At 63.9% G+C, this 14,620-nt stretch carries 21 protein-coding genes; 19 read left to right on the top strand and 2 right to left on the bottom strand.

Annotated features, from left to right (window positions below):
* Nucleotides 1–82: 82 nt before the first annotated feature.
* From AC07PE_RS21240 to AC07PE_RS21195, 10 genes are all read left to right on the top strand, one after another.
* Nucleotides 83–328 (top strand): hypothetical protein, encoded by a 246-nt coding sequence (locus AC07PE_RS21240; protein WP_498768172.1) that lies wholly within the window; start codon nt 83–85, stop codon nt 326–328.
* Nucleotides 329–516: 188 nt separating this feature from the next.
* Nucleotides 517–1,578, top strand: coding sequence for a ParB/RepB/Spo0J family partition protein (locus AC07PE_RS21235; RefSeq protein WP_498768170.1), 1,062 nt, complete (start codon nt 517–519; stop codon nt 1,576–1,578).
* Nucleotides 1,575–3,074, top strand: a complete 1,500-nt coding sequence (locus AC07PE_RS21230; RefSeq protein ID WP_498768168.1) for a DEAD/DEAH box helicase — start codon at nt 1,575–1,577, stop codon at nt 3,072–3,074. Before AC07PE_RS21235 ends, AC07PE_RS21230 begins: the two co-directional genes overlap by 4 nt.
* Entirely contained in the window at nt 3,071–4,027 is a 957-nt protein-coding gene (locus AC07PE_RS21225) for a toprim domain-containing protein (protein WP_498768166.1), read from the top strand. The genes AC07PE_RS21230 and AC07PE_RS21225 overlap by 4 nt, the downstream gene beginning before the upstream one ends.
* A 417-nt stretch (nt 4,028–4,444) precedes the next feature.
* A complete protein-coding gene (locus AC07PE_RS21220) occupies nt 4,445–4,627 on the top strand; it encodes a hypothetical protein (RefSeq protein ID WP_498768164.1) in 183 nt (60 codons plus the stop codon).
* A 40-nt stretch (nt 4,628–4,667) separates the two neighbouring features.
* On the top strand, nt 4,668–4,913 hold the full coding sequence (locus AC07PE_RS21215; protein WP_498768162.1) for a hypothetical protein: 246 nt from the start codon (nt 4,668–4,670) through the stop codon (nt 4,911–4,913).
* 11 nt (nt 4,914–4,924) lie between these two features.
* Nucleotides 4,925–5,620, top strand: a complete 696-nt coding sequence (locus tag AC07PE_RS21210; RefSeq protein WP_498768160.1) for a recombination protein NinG — start codon at nt 4,925–4,927, stop codon at nt 5,618–5,620.
* Nucleotides 5,617–6,132 carry a hypothetical protein gene (locus AC07PE_RS21205; RefSeq protein ID WP_498768158.1) on the top strand — a complete coding sequence of 172 codons (516 nt, stop codon included), beginning with the start codon at nt 5,617–5,619 and terminating at the stop codon, nt 6,130–6,132. Before AC07PE_RS21210 ends, AC07PE_RS21205 begins: the two co-directional genes overlap by 4 nt.
* A complete protein-coding gene (locus AC07PE_RS21200; RefSeq protein ID WP_498768157.1) occupies nt 6,129–6,524 on the top strand; it encodes a hypothetical protein in 396 nt (131 codons plus the stop codon). Before AC07PE_RS21205 ends, AC07PE_RS21200 begins: the two co-directional genes overlap by 4 nt.
* Nucleotides 6,521–6,832, top strand: coding sequence for a hypothetical protein (locus AC07PE_RS21195; RefSeq protein WP_498768155.1), 312 nt, complete (start codon nt 6,521–6,523; stop codon nt 6,830–6,832). The genes AC07PE_RS21200 and AC07PE_RS21195 overlap by 4 nt, the downstream gene beginning before the upstream one ends.
* 258 nt (nt 6,833–7,090) lie before the next feature.
* On the opposite strand, the gene AC07PE_RS21190 is transcribed toward AC07PE_RS21195, so the two are convergent.
* Entirely contained in the window at nt 7,091–7,510 is a 420-nt protein-coding gene (locus AC07PE_RS21190) for a type II toxin-antitoxin system HicB family antitoxin (protein WP_498768153.1), read from the bottom strand.
* Between the two features lie 139 nt (nt 7,511–7,649).
* On the bottom strand, nt 7,650–7,832 hold the full coding sequence (locus tag AC07PE_RS21185) for a type II toxin-antitoxin system HicA family toxin (RefSeq protein ID WP_498768151.1): 183 nt from the start codon (nt 7,830–7,832) through the stop codon (nt 7,650–7,652).
* A 142-nt stretch (nt 7,833–7,974) separates the two neighbouring features.
* On the opposite strand from AC07PE_RS21185, the gene AC07PE_RS21180 reads away from it, so the two are divergent.
* The 9 genes from AC07PE_RS21180 (at nt 7,975) to AC07PE_RS21140 (ending at nt 14,617) form a co-directional block, all read left to right on the top strand.
* On the top strand, nt 7,975–8,397 hold the full coding sequence (locus AC07PE_RS21180; protein ID WP_498768149.1) for a hypothetical protein: 423 nt from the start codon (nt 7,975–7,977) through the stop codon (nt 8,395–8,397).
* Nucleotides 8,394–8,573 (top strand): hypothetical protein, encoded by a 180-nt coding sequence (locus tag AC07PE_RS21175; protein WP_498768147.1) that lies wholly within the window; start codon nt 8,394–8,396, stop codon nt 8,571–8,573. The genes AC07PE_RS21180 and AC07PE_RS21175 overlap by 4 nt, the downstream gene beginning before the upstream one ends.
* On the top strand, nt 8,570–8,899 hold the full coding sequence (locus AC07PE_RS21170; RefSeq protein ID WP_498768145.1) for an HNH endonuclease: 330 nt from the start codon (nt 8,570–8,572) through the stop codon (nt 8,897–8,899). Before AC07PE_RS21175 ends, AC07PE_RS21170 begins: the two co-directional genes overlap by 4 nt.
* A 96-nt stretch (nt 8,900–8,995) precedes the next feature.
* The gene (locus tag AC07PE_RS21165) at nt 8,996–9,580 is read left to right on the top strand and encodes a TerS protein (RefSeq protein WP_498768143.1); all 585 of its coding nucleotides are present in this window, start codon (nt 8,996–8,998) and stop codon (nt 9,578–9,580) included.
* Nucleotides 9,577–11,148 (top strand): terminase large subunit, encoded by a 1,572-nt coding sequence (locus AC07PE_RS21160; RefSeq protein ID WP_498768141.1) that lies wholly within the window; start codon nt 9,577–9,579, stop codon nt 11,146–11,148. Before AC07PE_RS21165 ends, AC07PE_RS21160 begins: the two co-directional genes overlap by 4 nt.
* 8 nt (nt 11,149–11,156) lie before the next feature.
* Entirely contained in the window at nt 11,157–12,428 is a 1,272-nt protein-coding gene (locus AC07PE_RS21155) for a phage portal protein (protein ID WP_498768139.1), read from the top strand.
* The gene (locus tag AC07PE_RS21150; RefSeq protein WP_498768137.1) at nt 12,400–13,095 is read left to right on the top strand and encodes a head maturation protease, ClpP-related; all 696 of its coding nucleotides are present in this window, start codon (nt 12,400–12,402) and stop codon (nt 13,093–13,095) included. The genes AC07PE_RS21155 and AC07PE_RS21150 overlap by 29 nt, the downstream gene beginning before the upstream one ends.
* A 70-nt stretch (nt 13,096–13,165) precedes the next feature.
* Nucleotides 13,166–14,383 (top strand): phage major capsid protein, encoded by a 1,218-nt coding sequence (locus tag AC07PE_RS21145; RefSeq protein WP_498768135.1) that lies wholly within the window; start codon nt 13,166–13,168, stop codon nt 14,381–14,383.
* Nucleotides 14,384–14,434: 51 nt separating this feature from the next.
* The gene (locus AC07PE_RS21140) at nt 14,435–14,617 is read left to right on the top strand and encodes a hypothetical protein (protein ID WP_498768133.1); all 183 of its coding nucleotides are present in this window, start codon (nt 14,435–14,437) and stop codon (nt 14,615–14,617) included.
* The last annotated feature ends 3 nt before the right edge of the window (nt 14,618–14,620 follow it).

Genomic DNA, 14,620 nt, shown 5'->3' with positions numbered 1-14,620 from the left:
TTTTGTCAACACTGTTCAAAAGCACAGCTATTGCGTGTAGAATCGCTGCTATTATTAGCATTGCTCTTAAACAGGTGACTTGATGCATCTCGACGAATACCTCAAACAGACGAGGCAGAACCAAGGTGACTTCGGCGCCACGCTGGTCCCTGCCGCGTCCCAGGCCTTAGTTAGCCAGTGGGTGCGCGGCGTTACACGCGTCACCCTGGACTATGCCTTGCAGATCGACAAGCGCAGCAACGGGCTCGTAAAGCCCCAGGACTGCGCTGACATGTACGTCGGACCGTCGGCGCGCGCCTCGCCTCAAGCGGCACAACTCCCAGCTTAAACAACCCAGGTATCCAAGATCGGACACGGCAGAACAGCCGTGCAGGGCCCCTTTTTGCCCAAATTTCGTGAGCACGCCATGAACACCATCATCAAGCGCATCGTCATCACCCTTTACTGCCGGGATTTGCTCAGCAAGTTCACGGTCGCCCGCGTGTTCGCGCGCCTCAACCTCAGGAAGGCCTGACCATGGCGACGACCGATACCGTGGGCCAGCTGGCGCTGCACCCCCTTTGCACGTTGTTCCCGCGGCTGACAGGCGCCGAGTTCGATGCGCTGAAGGCCGACATCCTGGCGAACGGCCAGCGCGAGCGGATTGTCGTGCACGAAGGACTGGTGCTGGATGGCGGCAACCGCTACCAGGCCTGCCTCGAGGCGGACGTCGAGCCGCTGCTGAAGGAATACACCGGGACCGACCCGGTCGCATATGTGCTGTCGGCGAACTTGCACCGCCGCCACCTCACCCCGGGCCAGCAGGCGGCCATTGTTGCGAGCGCGCAGGACTGGACGCGTGCCCACGGCGCCGGCGGCGACCGCAAGAGCGATCAAACGGCAACGTTGCCGCTTGATTCCGTTGCCGACCGCGCGGCGCAGTCGGGCGCCAGCGAGCGCACCCAGCGAATGGCCGACAAGGTGGCGAAGGCATCGCCCGAGCTGGCGCGCCAGGTGGCCCACGGCGACATCAGCTTGCCGAAGGCGCTCGAGCAGTTGGCGCCGAAAGCCGCGAAGCTGCAGCAGGCGTCTGCTTGGCCGTTCCCGGGGGACGCGTCGCCCGGCTCGCCGGCGGCAGAATACAACGCCTCGCTCGAGGCAGCGGCGCGCGCCGGCGCTGTTGAGGCAGACCAGCAACAAACTGCGCAACAAAATATTCCAACAATTATTCCGAACACGGCTGCGGACGCTGCACCGGACGAGCAGGGCGATGCTGATCAGTCGGCGGACGGGGCTGAGGCCGATCCGTTCGACCAGCTGCTCGCCGACTACAACACGCTCCAGGCTACGAATGCCGCGCTCGAGCAGCGAATTGCGGCGCTGACGGGCAACGATCTCGCCGCTCAGGTCGACCAGCTGGCGCTCAAGTGCGCCCAGTTCGACGCCCTGGCCGCCAGCCGCTTCAACGAGATCGCCGAACTGAAGACGGTGATCGACCGCCAACGCAGCTTCCTCGAAGGCCTGCGCCGTGCCGCAGGCCTGCCGAAGGGTGGCGACCTGCTCGCCTGGATCAAGCACGCGGCGCAGAGGGCGGCATGAAAGCCGAGCAGATCAGGCTGCGCCCGTACCAGCTGGACAGCGTCGAGGGGCTGCGCGCCCAGCTGCGCGCCGGCAAGCGCAATGTGATCCTGTCGGTGCCTACCGGCGGCGGCAAGACCGTCATCGGCTCACACCTGGTGGCCGAATGCTACGGCAAGCCCGGGCGTCGCGCTGTATTCGTTGCCGACCGCATCGCGCTGATCGAGCAGACGAGCGCCACCTTCGACAAGTACGGCATCCCGCACGGCGTGATCCAGGGCGATCATCCGCGCTGGCGGCCGTACGAGCGGATCCAGGTGGCTAGCATCCAGACCCTGGCAAAACGCGGCTGGCCCGACGCCGACCTGATCATCGTCGACGAATGCCACGCAATGATGAAGACGGTCACCGACCGCATCAAGGGCCGCGACACGGTCGTGATCGGCCTGAGCGCCACTCCGATGACGAAGGGACTTGGCAAGCTGTACGACGGCATCGTGACCACGATCACCACCAACGAGCTGATTGCCGGGCCGCTGCTGGAAGACGGGACGCGCGACCAGCCGTATCTGGTGCCATTCCGCGTGTATTCGGCCAGCGAGCCGGACATGAACGGCGCGAAGACGGTGGCCGGCGAGTGGACCGAGGACGAGGCGGCATCGCGCGCGCTTCCGATCGTGGGTGACTGCGTCGCTGAATACCTGCGCCATGGCCAGGGCAAGAAGTTCATCGCCTTCGGCTGCAACGTGGCGCACTGCGAAGAGATGCAGCGCCAGTTCGCTGCCGCGGGCGTCATAACCGATATGTACACCTACCGGACCGACGACGATGCGCGCACGGCCCTGGTCGAGGAGTTCCGCAAGCCGGACAGCGTCGTGCGTGGCCTGATCAGCGTCAGCGCCCTGAGCAAGGGGTTCGACGTGTCCGACGTCGAGGTGATCATCATGGCGCGCCCGCTCAAGTCGAGTCTGGCCGAACACATCCAGATCCTTGGCCGCGGCCTGCGCATTCACCCGGGCAAGACGGAATGCATCGTGCTGGACCACAGCGGCAACTGCGCGCGGTTCTGGGGTCCGATGCAGGCGTTCCTGGCCAAGGGCGTCACCGAGCTGGACGACGGCACACGGAAGCCGCGCACGCCGGCGCCCGAGTTCGAGAAGAAACCAGCGAAATGCCCGAACTGCGCATGCGTCCATACGCCCCTGCCAGCCTGCCCGTCGTGCGGCCACATCTACAAGACGCGCCCGGCGGTCGAACATCGGCCCGGCTCGCTGCGCGAAGTCACCACGCCGAAGGACACCGGCCCGACCAAGCAGGAAAAGCGCGAGTTCTACGCGCAGCTGCAGTACATCGCCGCCGAGAAGGGCCGTAAGCCGGGCTGGGTGTCGCACAAGTTCAAGGAAAAGTTCGGCGCCTGGCCGGACTATCGCGACGTGCCGCCGATGGTGCCGTCGACCGCGGTTCTCAAGTGGGTCAAGTCCCGCGAGATCGCATTCGCAAAGAGTAATCGAGCATGAGCACGTTTCACCAATTCGTCGAGGCCAACGGCATCATCGTGCCCGAAACCTTTACACCCGGGCGCTGGATCCGCTGCCGCACCACGAGCCACCCGCGCAAGAAGAACGGCAGCATCAAGCTGGCCGACGATGGCCTTGTGGGCTGGTGCCAGGACTATGCGGCCCACACCGAGCCGCTGACATGGCGTGCTGGCGATGACGCCGTAGCAGCCGCGCCGATCAGCCGGGCGGAGATCGAGCGCCGCCAGGCCGAGCGCCGTGCCGCGCTTCGTCAGGCCACCAATGAGGCCCGCGCCTATTACGCCGCGTGCGCGCCGCTGCGCGATGGCCACCCGTACCTGGTCGACAAGGGCCTGGGCGTGGCCGGCTGCCGCGGCCTGCGCGTCGATGCCGCCGGCTGGCTGGTGATCCCGATGCTCTACAACGGCAAGGTGCTGAGCCTGCAGCGCATTTCGCCGGCCGGCGAGAAGAAATTCCACTATGGCGCGACCACCAAGTACGCCTACTACGCGATCGAGCGCCCGCGCGCCGCCGTGACGATCCTCGTCGAGGGCTTCGCCACCGGCCTGACGGTGTTCAACGCCGTGCCGAACAGCCGCGTCATTGTCGCGTTCAACGCTGGAAACCTTGCGCTGGTCGCCGAGCGCATAGAGCGCGCCGGCATGGCTGTCGTCTGCGCCGACAACGACCACGAGACCGAGCAGCGCCGCGGCTTCAATCCCGGCCTGGACGCCGCGCGCGCCGCTGCCGAGGTGCTGGGCGTGGGCGTCGCCTTTCCGAAATGTGAGGGCACCGACTGGAACGACTACGTGATGGAGCAGATGGAGCTGGCGCACGCCGGCCAGGCCTTCAGCTTCGTCCGAAAGCGCACGGCGATGCAGATCCAGTCCGCCGTGTTCGCCGACGTGAAGCTGAAGGTGATGCGCGAGGCGCGGCTGATGCGCCCGAAGTAGCGTCAGCACCAGGTGGAGCGGGCGACACCTCAAAAAACGTGCACGGGCTTGGGATCGGCCCCCACCGCAGAAAGACCGGCCGCACCGCCGAACACCAGGGCACAGCAAGAACAAGGCGCAGAGGGGGCCTTGCCGAGGCCTGAGAGCACAGGCCAGAGCGAACAGAGGTACAGAGTTGGAAGGCTTGGCCGATGTGGCTGGCGCATTCAAGCGAGTGCGCCAGCCAGATGGGCAGAGGGGGCGGCCTGGGCGAGCCGTAGCGGGATTGACCACCCGTGAATACGTCACTTTCGATAGCAGTTTTTGCTGATTTTGCTCAGGGGCCAGGAACATCAACCCCCTACATCAACCGAGGCTGAGGGGTCCAACCAACCCCTCTAAATGACGACTATGGCTGAACGAAACGGACGAAAAAAAATGCGAGCACTGCCGGACAAGATCGAGAAGCGCCTGGCCGCGCTGGTGCAGCTGGAGGACTTCGACCAGAACGACGTAACCCACTGCCGCCGCACCTACTGGGGCGCGCGCGACGACTGGCACACGATCCTCATCGACTGCTACGACAGGGCTGTGCAGCGCCAGCAGGCCGCCCGGAATTAACCGCGCGCGAGCGCATAACAACGACAAGGGGAACCTGAACATGATCACCGTCGATTACACCGAATTCGACAAGGCGCTGCTGGCGAACATCGACGCCGGCCGCAACACTATGACGCAGCTGTGCGGCCGGGCCAGTCCGCTGCGCGAGCAAGCCGCGCCCTTTGCCGCCCATGGAACGCCGGTCTACCGAATCATCGAGCGCCGCCTGCAGGCGCTACGCAAGCGCCGCGTCGTGCAGCACGACGGGAAGGCTTGGGCTCGCGCGCAGAAGGCTGGGCAGGTATGAAACGGACACCGATGACCCGTAAGACGCCGATGTCGTCCACCGGCATCAAGGCGATAGCGCCGGCTGCTGGCGCTGGCAGGCTGCGCGTTCCCGCAGTCCAGCGCCAGGCCCGGCAGCGCAAATGCGCTGTGAAGACCTGCCGCGCCTACTTCACGCCCCTTCAGTCCTTCGTCCAGTGGTGCTCGCCCGCGTGCGGCGCCGTCATTGCGCTCGGCAAGCTCGCGAAGCAGAAGGCAACGCAGGAGCGTCTCAAGCGCGCTGCCGAGCGTGCCGACCGGGCCGAGACCCGCAAAAAGCTGGAAAAGTTCAAGCGCAAGCCAGAATGGATCGCTGAGGTTCAGGAGCTGTTCAACAAGATTGTCCGGCTGCGCGACCGCGAAAAGCCGTGCATATCGTGTCGCCGGTTCGTCGTCGACGACGGCCGTCCGGGCGGTGTCTGGGACGCAGGCCACTACCTCACGCGCGGCGGCTCGCCCCATCTGCGCTTCGACCTGCGCAACGTGCACAAGCAGTGCAAGGGCTGTAATCGACCTGGCGGCACGACGCGCACTGCCTTCCGCAGCGGCATGGAAGAACGCATTGGCTTGGAAGCCTTGGAGGCGCTCGAAGCGGACCAGGCGCCGCGCCACTACACCATCGAAGACCTGAAGCGCATGAAAGTCGAGTTGTCGGCCCAGTTGCGCGCACTGAAGGGGGCATTGCCTTGAACGCGGAACGCACGAAGATTACCCTGAACTGGCGGCCAGCTGGCGCGCCGGCGCAGCGCCTGGACGACTTCCAGGAAGAGGAGGGCGCCGCTGCACAGCACCAGGAGCGTCGCCATCGCATCGAGGTGGTACCGGAGCGCCGCAGCATCGGGCGCCGACTGGAGAACTGGGGCGCCTGGGCCAACATGGATACCCGTGGGGGCGGCCGTGCGGACAGCATGACCGGCGTCATCTGCGAAAGCATGCGCCGACACGCCGTCGGCGAGCTGCACCCGCCAGCGCCTGTCAACGACCGGATCGATGTGCCAGACGCCGAGCGCATCAACCTCGGCATCACCAAGATCGACGAGGCGCACCGATGGGTGCTGCATTGGACCTACGTGGTGTGCTCGAAGCCGTGGGCCGTGGCTGGCGCCTGCGGCTTCCCGACGAAGGAATATCCCACTCGGCTGGCCGATGCGCAGCGTGCGATAGAATCTGTTGTCGGAACGAATATGGAGCGCAGACGGTGAACTGGGACGAAAGCCAAGAGGTCGACGAATTGCCAGCGCCGCCGCGCAAGACGATACCGGCCGCTGACCGCGAACTGCTGGAGCTGGCGGCACGCGCCCTCGGTGCCGAGTTCAAGGAGGTCGACGGCGAAGGCTACGGCAACCTGCACTTCCCGGACGGGGCGGTCGTCTACAGCTGGAACTCGCTGCAGTTCAGCGGCGATGCGCTGGAGCTGGCGGTGAGGCTGGGCCTGACTGTCGGTCGCGATGAGTTCGACGGGCAGTTCTACTCTGAAGCGGTCCCGCCAGGAACGCATCAAGGTTGCGACGAGTTGCAGGGCACCGACCCGTTTGCTGCTACCCGTCGCGCGATCACGCGCGCCGCGGCCGAGATGGGTAAATCCAAGGTATGAGCGATAGCGATAACAATCGCGAGCAGCTGACCCTCGCAGCCGCTGCGGCTGGCCTGACGATCGAATGGCGAGGAAACGAGGCATATCTTGATGGCAGGCGCTGGAACCCGCCTGAGAGTGACGCCGATGCTCAGCAGCTCGCAGACATCCTCGACATGGATGTGACGAACACCCCGCAGTTAATTCGCGTCGAGGCGCACGGAGTAATCGTCATGGACAGTCCGGGCAAGAAGTCCAGGTCTGCTCTTCGCCGAGCGATCTATAGTGCCGCCATTGAGATCGGTAAGCAACGTTCCCATTCGAAATAAATTGACAGGCGGGAATCTCAGCAGTACATTCCTAGCATAAACATTTTCCGATCGGACAGCAGTGGGTTCCCAGTGGGAGCCCCTCGCACGTCTGGACGACAAAGGCTCCGCGATCAGCAATGACGTGGGGCTTTTTGCATTGCGTGATTGACCAGCCGGGAACAGCAGCGGCACCAATTCCAGCGTCTCCAACCCTAGCGCAGGCTGGGGATTTTGCCGCCTGCCGCAGTTGATGCGGCGGCGGTTATTTCTTGTAGATCAGACCAGCGCGACGGCCAGCGTCTTGCCGAGCGCCTTCGCCGCCTGTTCAACGAAATCGAGCTTCGACGCGTGGCCCAGGTCGAATAGCCGGTCTACCTGTGGCGTGTGAACGTTGAGCAGGCGCGCCAAGTCGGCTTTGCGCAGCTGCTGCGCGAACATCTCGTTCCACAGCAGAACCTTCGCCTCGGACAGTGCTGGAAGCGTAACGCTAAGCTGGCCTGGCTCGACCGGTGATGGCAGGGGAACCGGCTTGCGGCGTTCGAAGTAACCCTGCAGGGCTGTTTCGAGTGCGTCCAGCGCCTCGCCTGGTGCTTCGGCCTCAGTCTCCGCTACCGAGTTCACGGTCGGGAAATCGGGAAAGCCGATGAGGAACGTCCCGTTGGTATCGGGTTCCAAGATAATCGGATAGGTCAACATATCAATCCTTTGGTCAATGCCGCTTAGCGGCTAAGTACAGCTTGGTCTTAGGTAGTGCTACTTAAGTCAGTGATGACTTATCAATTAATGCCGAGGTCACGAATTAGCGAGTTCGGAGAAACCCCTTTCGGGGCCTCTCCTATTTGAGTTTCAAGTCTTTGAGAATCTTTTTTCTTAACCCTTCTCCCATCTCTTTTGCACCGTGATCTGGGAAGGTGCTGAATTCTCCGTTTAGCTCTACGTCGAAGTGGCTGCCGCGTTTCGGGGGAGTGAACTTTGCTCCCTTGCGCTCCAGCCACCTACGAAACTCGCTGTATTTCATAACCTCCCTTTCGTGTTGTCAGTGAAATCATTATACAACACTTCTGTTGTGTTTCAAGTCTTTTTCAACAGATGTGTTGAATTATTTTCGGGCCGCCCAGTGCAGCAGTGCACAGGCGGCTTTCTTCTTCGTGAGGTGCGCCATGCGTGATGTCCCGATGCTGCGTGTAGAGGTGAACGGCGCTGTGGAGCACCGACCGGGCGTGCTCGACGTGCTGCAGTACGACGGCGACGGCAAGCCGACGCTGTCACGCATGCGGCCGCAGCTGCTGCCCGGCGAGAGCTTGGTCGAGCGGGTGGGGCAGATCCCTGCCATCGTGGGCGCTGGCCCGACGCACGTCAGCGACATGATGCGGCACCAAATCATTCGGGCAGTGACAGGCGAGCACCCGGCCATGCTGGTGAAGGAGGCCGACCCGGTGGCGCTGAACTGCCTCTGCCATCGCCTGGTAGACACCGCCGAGGCCGCGCGCCTGCTGTGCGCGAACGGCTACGGCTGGCCGGCGCAGTCGCTCACCGACATGGTGAAGCAGGCGCTGGGCCTGAAGGATGAGGAGCCCGCATGATCGCCCTGCTGGTTATCGCCATCGTGCTGCTTGGTGCGGGCGTGCTGGTGCTGGGCGCTGTCGCACGTCAGCAGTACAGGCACGCGGTCAACGAATGCAGCAGCATGCGCGGCGAGGTGGCCCAGCTGCGCGACGAGGTGAACCGCCTCCGTGCTGCAGCGAGAGTCCCACGATGACGGTCGAACGCCTGCGCGGCCGCGCGCTGCAGCGTCAACGTGAGCGGGTCTGGCTGCGCGACAAGGGCGTCTGTGCCCGCTGCGGCCGCGTCACCACCTTCCCATCCGGCTTCGAGCTTGACCACAAGGTCGCGCTGGCCAACGAGGGCACCAACGACGACGCGAACATGCAGGTCCTGCACCACGAATGCCACGAGGCGAAGACGAACGAGGACCTGGGCTACACGCCGAAGGTTACGACCGGCCTCGATGGCTGGCCAGTCGACGAGCCGACCGACCCGAGCAGGCGCCGCACGGCGCGATGGAAGCGCGCGGCTCGCGGCTGACGCCTCACCCGGGGCGGGTCAAAAGTCTGGGTGACCAGCGCCGGAAACCGGCTATGCAGCTTCGATTTAACGCTAACCCACAAAACGACGACCAACATGGCCACCACGACCCAGCCCAAAACCACGACCCGGCCGCGCGCGAAGCGCACGCCGGCAGTCGCGGCCAGCGCCGTCACAGCACCGGCCAAAACAAAACCGAAGCCGCCGGCCAAGCCGCGCACGAAGCGCGCCCGGTCCGACTCAGTCGCCAGCGCGGTCAAGGCCATGGTCGATGCCGCGCTACCGGACATCGAAGTTCCTGCCTGGGTGATGCTGACCGAATCGGCGAAACCGTTCTGGGTCGGTGTTGTGCGCGCGCGTGCGCGAGACGAATGGCAGGACGTCGACCTTGTGGTGGCGGCGCAGCTGGCCCAATGCCAGGCCGACATCGCGGAGGAAGATGAAGCGCTGCGCGCCGAGGGGCGCGTGATCAAGAATGACCGCGGCTCGCCGGTGATGAACCCGCGCACGACGGTGCTCGAGCAGCTCGCCCGGCGCGAGATGGCGTTGATGCGCACGCTGCGAATGGGTGGCCGTGTCGCCGGTGATCAGCGCGACGACCTCAAGAAGCGCAAAATCGAACGCGATGCTCGCACGGCCAAGGGCCAGGTCGAGGACGACGAAGACGAGTTGCTGGCATGAAAAAGCGGTCTGCAAAGGCCGCCCCCGAACTCGACACTGACGACAAGTACTGCCTGAAGAAGCCGCTGACGCGCGGCGAAAAGGTCTGCGCCTTCATCGAGCGGTATTGCGTGGCGCCGGAGGGCGACCACATCGGCCAGCCGATCAGGCTGGAGCCGTTTCAGCGCAAGTTCATCCTTGAGATCTACGACAACCCGCACGGGACGCACAGCGCCTACCTGTCGATCGCGCGAAAGAATGGCAAGACAGCGCTGATCGGCTCCATCCTGCTGGCCCACCTTTGCGGCCCCGAGGCGGTCCAGAACTCCCAGATCGTCAGCGGCGCCCAGTCCAAGGAACAGGCTGCGGTGGTGTTCGAGCTGGCGCGCAAGATGGTCGAGATGTCGCCGATCTTGTCAGGCTTGGTCAAGGTCCAGCCCAGCGGCAAGCGCCTGATCGGCCTGCGCAAGAACGTGCTGTACCGCGCGCTGGCCGCTGAGGGCAAAACCGCGCACGGTCTGTCGCCGATCCTGGCGATCCTCGACGAGGTGGGGCAGGTGGTGGGCCCAGTCGATAAATTCGTGTCGGCCATCACCTCGGCTCAGGGCGCGTACTCGAATCCGCTGCTTATCGCGATCAGCACGCAGGCGCCGACCGACGCCGACCTGTTCTCGACCTGGATCGATGCGCAGACCAACTCGCCGGATCCGCGTGTCGTGTGCCACGTGTATGCGGCGCCAGCCGATTGCGAGCTGGACGACCCCAAGGCGTGGGCAGCGGCGAACCCAGCGCTCGGCGTCTTCCGTTCGCTGGAAGACCTGCGCAAGCAATGCAAGCAGGCCATGGACATGCCGGCCAATGAGCCAGAGTTCCGCAACCTGATCCTGAACCAGCGTGTTGAGGCGGTCGCGCCTTTTGTTGCTCGCTCGGTATGGGAGGCGAACGGCGGCGCACCTGGTGACGCAACCCGCCGCAAGGTGTGGGCTGGCCTGGACTTGTCCAGCGTGAACGACCTGACGGCGCTGGTCGCCGTCGACGATACCGGCGGCGTGCATTCGCAGTTTTGGTTGCCGGAGCATGGTTTGCGCGAGAAGTCGCGCAAGGACAAGGTGCCGTATGACCTATGGGCCAAGGCAGGCCTGCTAAGTACCACCCCGGGCAAAGCGATCGAGTACGAATTCGTGGCGAAGTACCTGCGCGAGTTCTTCGATCGTCATGACGTCCAGGCGCTGGCATTCGACCGCTACAACATGAAGTTCCTGCGGCCTTGGCTGGAGAAGGCCGGCTTCACGGATGCCGAGCTGGAAAAGTTCGTCGAGTTCGGCCAGGGCACAGCCAGCATGACGCCTGCGCTGCGGGAGCTGGAAGTGAAGCTGCTGAACAACAGCCTACGCCACGGCAAGCACCCGGTACTGAGCATGTGCGCGGCGAACGCCAAGGTGGTCGGCGACTCTGGCGCCCGCAAGTTCGACAAACAGCGCGCCCGCGGCCGCATTGACGGCATGGTGGCGCTGGCCATGGCGGTCGGCGTCATGCCTGTCGCTGCCCCCAAGGCGAAAACCATCAAGAAGGGCTTCGCGAGTTTGTAAGGAATACCATGGAAATGTTCGACGCCCTTGAAGCCACCTCGCATTGGCGGCCAGAGAAGACATATCGCCCGCAGGACAGCGCGACGGTGATCAAGAGCAGCGATCCACAGATCGTCGCTATGCTGGGTAGCGCGCCGGCGGCAAGCGGTTTTGCGGTTACGTCCGAGACCGCGATGCGCGTTTCGGCGGTCTACGCCTCGGTGCGACTGCTGGCTGGCGCCGTCGCGTCCATCCCGCTCGACGTTATCCGCGAGACAGACGGGGAGCGCGAGAGCATAAGCCCCGAGCTGTGGTGGCTACTGAATGAGCAGCCGATCGAGAACTGGACGGCCGCCTCGATGTGGGAGTGGGTGGTCCAATCCATTTGCCTGCGTGGCGACGGTTTCGTCGAGATCGTCCGCCGGGGCGCCAGCGTCAAGGCGCTGCGCCCACATCACCCCGATCTGGTGCAACCGATCAGGGTCGGCGACGGCCTGATGTACCTCGTAACCGACGAGAATTCTGTGGCGCGGCCTGTCCACCAGGATGACATGCTGCACTTCGCCGGCTTCGGCTTTAACGGTACGCGCAGTATGTCCGTCATCCAGTGGGCCGCGTTCCAGTCCATTGGGATCGCGCTGGCCACCGATGCGCTGTCCGGTAACTTCTATGCCAACGGCGCGGCGCCGAAGCACGTCATCCAGTCGGATGCCGAGATGGATGACGAGCAGATCGAGCAGCTGCGCAACGAATACAAACGCAAGTATGCGGGCGTGAACAATGCCGGCCTGCCGATGGTGTTGACCGAAGGCCTGGACATCAAAGAGATGAGCATGACCTCGGTCGACGCTCAGCTGCTCGAGTCCCGGAAGTTCCAGGTGATCGACATCGCGCGGGCGTTCGGCGTGCCGCCACATATGATCGGCGCCCAGGAAACAACCAGCTCGTGGGGCACCGGCATCGAGCAGATGTCAATCGGCTTTATTCGCTGGTCGCTGCAGCCCTACATCAACCGCATCCGCCAAGAGCTCAACCGCAAGTTGTTCCGCCGCGCGTCTCCATTTGTCGAGCACAAGATGGAAGCGCTGCTGGCCGGCGATTCCAAGGCTGAAGGCGAATACTTCCGTCAGGCGATCGGTGGGTCGCAGGGGCCCGGCTGGATGACGATCAACGAGGTGCGGAAATCGAAGAACCTGCCGCGAATCGACGGCGGCGACAAACTCTATCGTCCCGACAAGGGCGGTAACCCCGAAACGAAAGGGACAAAAACCGATGAAACAGCTGGTGCAACTGATTCGTAATAATGCGCGGCGCGAGCCTGCGCGGATCTCGGCTGAGGACCAGCCCGAAACGCTGTACCTGTACGACGTCATCGACCCGTACTGGGGCGTCAGCGCGAGCGATTTCAACAAGGCCCTGGCCGGCATGGCTGGCAAGAAGGTCACGTTGCGTGTGAACTCGCCCGGCGGCGATGTGTTCGATGGCCGGGCAATGGCCGCAGCGATCGCGCAGCACGGCGACGTCCACGCCATCATCGAAGGTGTTGCAGCCAGCGCGGCCACCTATGTGACCGCCGCGTGCGCCAGCGTCACTATCGCAGCCGGCGCTCTGTACATGATCCACAACGCCTGGACGATGGCCTACGGGAACAAGGCCGACCTGCTGCAGACGGCCGACCTGCTCGACAAGATCGACGGCACCATCCTGATCGACTACGAGCGCAAGACCGGCCAGAGCCGTGAGCAACTTGCCGCGTGGATGGACGCCGAAACCTGGTTCAACGCCGAGGAGGCTGTCGAACACGGCTTCGCTGACTCGGTGACCGAGACCACCCAGGCAAAGAACGCATGGGATCTGTCCGCCTACAAGAACGCGCCGAAGCCTTCGCCGCCACCCGACAACACCGCGGACTGGGAAGCCATCCGCCAGCGCAACGAGAACCGGCTGCGCCTGCACGAACTGGGATAGCGCGCTCGCGCAATCCAGCACCCGCCGCCCTGAGCGGCTTTTTTTTACGTCTGTCACAAAAGGAAAACGGATGAAATCCATTCAAGCATTGCGCGAGCAGCGTCAGCAACTCGCCCGTGAAGCCCGCAACCAGCTCGAGCAGAAGGGCGACCGCACCTGGACCAAGGAAGACCAGGCCATCTTCGATAAGCGCGCCGACGAGATCGAGGCTCTCGAAAGCGAGATCGCCGCCGTCGAGAAGGTGATGGCGCTGGAAGTCGACAAGGAATTCAAGGACGTCGAAGAATTCCGTCGCAAGCCGGAGAATCGCGCCGAAGCGGAAGCCCGCGCCCTGTTTGCCAAGCTGCTGCGCCACGGCCCGAGCGCCCTGTCGAACGAAGAAATCCAGAAGATGCGCAATACCATGTCGACCGGCACGCCGGCGCAGGGCGGCTACACCGTCCAGACCGACGTGGCAAGGGAACTCATCGACACGCTGAAGCTGTACGGCGGCATGCGCGGCGTGGCCGGCAGCATTACCACCAGCCAAGGCAACCCGCTGAGCTATCCGACTTCGGACGGCACTTCGGAAGAAGGCGAATGGGTCCCGGAAAACACCCAGGCATCGAGCGGCGACCCGACTTTCGGTACCGTGGGCCTGACCGCGTTCAAGGCCAGCACCAAGATCATCACCATTCCGTTCGAACTGCTGCAGGATACCTCGATCGACGTGATCGCAATGGTCAACAAGCGTCAGCGCGACCGCCTGGGCCGCACCATGAACAAAGGCTTCACCATCGGCACTGGCACCGGCCAGCCGACCGGCTTCGTCACGGCCGCCCCGGTGGGCAGGACCGGCGCCACCGGGACCAGCACCGCGCCCACCTATGAAGACCTGGTCGACCTGCAGGAATCTATCGACCAAGCCTACAAGGACGCCGGCACCTGCCTGTTCATGATGCATCAGCAGACCCGCAAGACCGTACGAAAGCTGAAAGACGGCGCCGGCCGCCCGATCTGGGCCGAGTCGTACGAATCGGGCATCAAGTCGGGTATCCCCGCCCAGCTGCTGGGCGAGGACGTCAAGATCAACAACGACATGGCCCAGCCTGCCGCGAACGCCAAGACCATCGGCTACGGGGACTTTTCGAAATACATGATCCGCGACGTGCTGGATTTGCTGCTGTTCCGCTTCGAAGATTCCGCGTTCACCAGCAAGGGCCAGGTCGGCTTCCTGGGCTGGGCGCGCGCCGGCGGCAATCTGCTGGACGCGAACGCGATCAAGACCTTCCAGCACTCCGCAACCTGATCGTAACCGGCGGCCGGCCTGGCGCCGGCTGCCATCATTGGAGATAGAAGAATGCCACGAACCACCAAGCCCGCTGAGGGCACCGTCAAGGCGCGCGTCCTGGTCGACTGCGAGCACGGCAAACCGAACGATGTGATCGAGATCGACGCTGCACTGGTAGAAGGCCTGGCCGGCGTGATCGACACCGAGCCGGCAGCTGTCGCATACGCGGAATCCCTTGTCACGGCGCAGTAAGTC

The sequence above is a fragment of the Telluria sp. GW821-FHT07G12 genome, from assembly GCF_059418525.1.
Note: the sequence above shows the minus strand (reverse complement) of the source record. Positions and strands in the feature narration are given on the sequence as shown.

What these genes read in the sequence shown, in the direction of transcription:
- AC07PE_RS21240 (WP_498768172.1), top strand. Translation starts at nt 83, where the DNA reads ATGCATCTCGACGAATACCTCAAACAGACGAGGCAGAACCAAGGTGAC.
- AC07PE_RS21235 (WP_498768170.1), top strand. Translation starts at nt 517, where the DNA reads ATGGCGACGACCGATACCGTGGGCCAGCTGGCGCTGCACCCCCTTTGC.
- AC07PE_RS21230 (WP_498768168.1), top strand. Translation starts at nt 1,575, where the DNA reads ATGAAAGCCGAGCAGATCAGGCTGCGCCCGTACCAGCTGGACAGCGTC.
- AC07PE_RS21225 (WP_498768166.1), top strand. Translation starts at nt 3,071, where the DNA reads ATGAGCACGTTTCACCAATTCGTCGAGGCCAACGGCATCATCGTGCCC.
- AC07PE_RS21220 (WP_498768164.1), top strand. Translation starts at nt 4,445, where the DNA reads ATGCGAGCACTGCCGGACAAGATCGAGAAGCGCCTGGCCGCGCTGGTG.
- AC07PE_RS21215 (WP_498768162.1), top strand. Translation starts at nt 4,668, where the DNA reads ATGATCACCGTCGATTACACCGAATTCGACAAGGCGCTGCTGGCGAAC.
- AC07PE_RS21210 (WP_498768160.1), top strand. Translation starts at nt 4,925, where the DNA reads ATGACCCGTAAGACGCCGATGTCGTCCACCGGCATCAAGGCGATAGCG.
- AC07PE_RS21195 (WP_498768155.1), top strand. Translation starts at nt 6,521, where the DNA reads ATGAGCGATAGCGATAACAATCGCGAGCAGCTGACCCTCGCAGCCGCT.
- AC07PE_RS21190 (WP_498768153.1), bottom strand. Translation starts at nt 7,510, where the DNA reads ATGTTGACCTATCCGATTATCTTGGAACCCGATACCAACGGGACGTTC.
- AC07PE_RS21185 (WP_498768151.1), bottom strand. Translation starts at nt 7,832, where the DNA reads ATGAAATACAGCGAGTTTCGTAGGTGGCTGGAGCGCAAGGGAGCAAAG.
- AC07PE_RS21180 (WP_498768149.1), top strand. Translation starts at nt 7,975, where the DNA reads ATGCGTGATGTCCCGATGCTGCGTGTAGAGGTGAACGGCGCTGTGGAG.
- AC07PE_RS21175 (WP_498768147.1), top strand. Translation starts at nt 8,394, where the DNA reads ATGATCGCCCTGCTGGTTATCGCCATCGTGCTGCTTGGTGCGGGCGTG.
- AC07PE_RS21170 (WP_498768145.1), top strand. Translation starts at nt 8,570, where the DNA reads ATGACGGTCGAACGCCTGCGCGGCCGCGCGCTGCAGCGTCAACGTGAG.
- AC07PE_RS21165 (WP_498768143.1), top strand. Translation starts at nt 8,996, where the DNA reads ATGGCCACCACGACCCAGCCCAAAACCACGACCCGGCCGCGCGCGAAG.
- AC07PE_RS21160 (WP_498768141.1), top strand. Translation starts at nt 9,577, where the DNA reads ATGAAAAAGCGGTCTGCAAAGGCCGCCCCCGAACTCGACACTGACGAC.
- AC07PE_RS21155 (WP_498768139.1), top strand. Translation starts at nt 11,157, where the DNA reads ATGGAAATGTTCGACGCCCTTGAAGCCACCTCGCATTGGCGGCCAGAG.
- AC07PE_RS21150 (WP_498768137.1), top strand. Translation starts at nt 12,400, where the DNA reads ATGAAACAGCTGGTGCAACTGATTCGTAATAATGCGCGGCGCGAGCCT.
- AC07PE_RS21145 (WP_498768135.1), top strand. Translation starts at nt 13,166, where the DNA reads ATGAAATCCATTCAAGCATTGCGCGAGCAGCGTCAGCAACTCGCCCGT.
- AC07PE_RS21140 (WP_498768133.1), top strand. Translation starts at nt 14,435, where the DNA reads ATGCCACGAACCACCAAGCCCGCTGAGGGCACCGTCAAGGCGCGCGTC.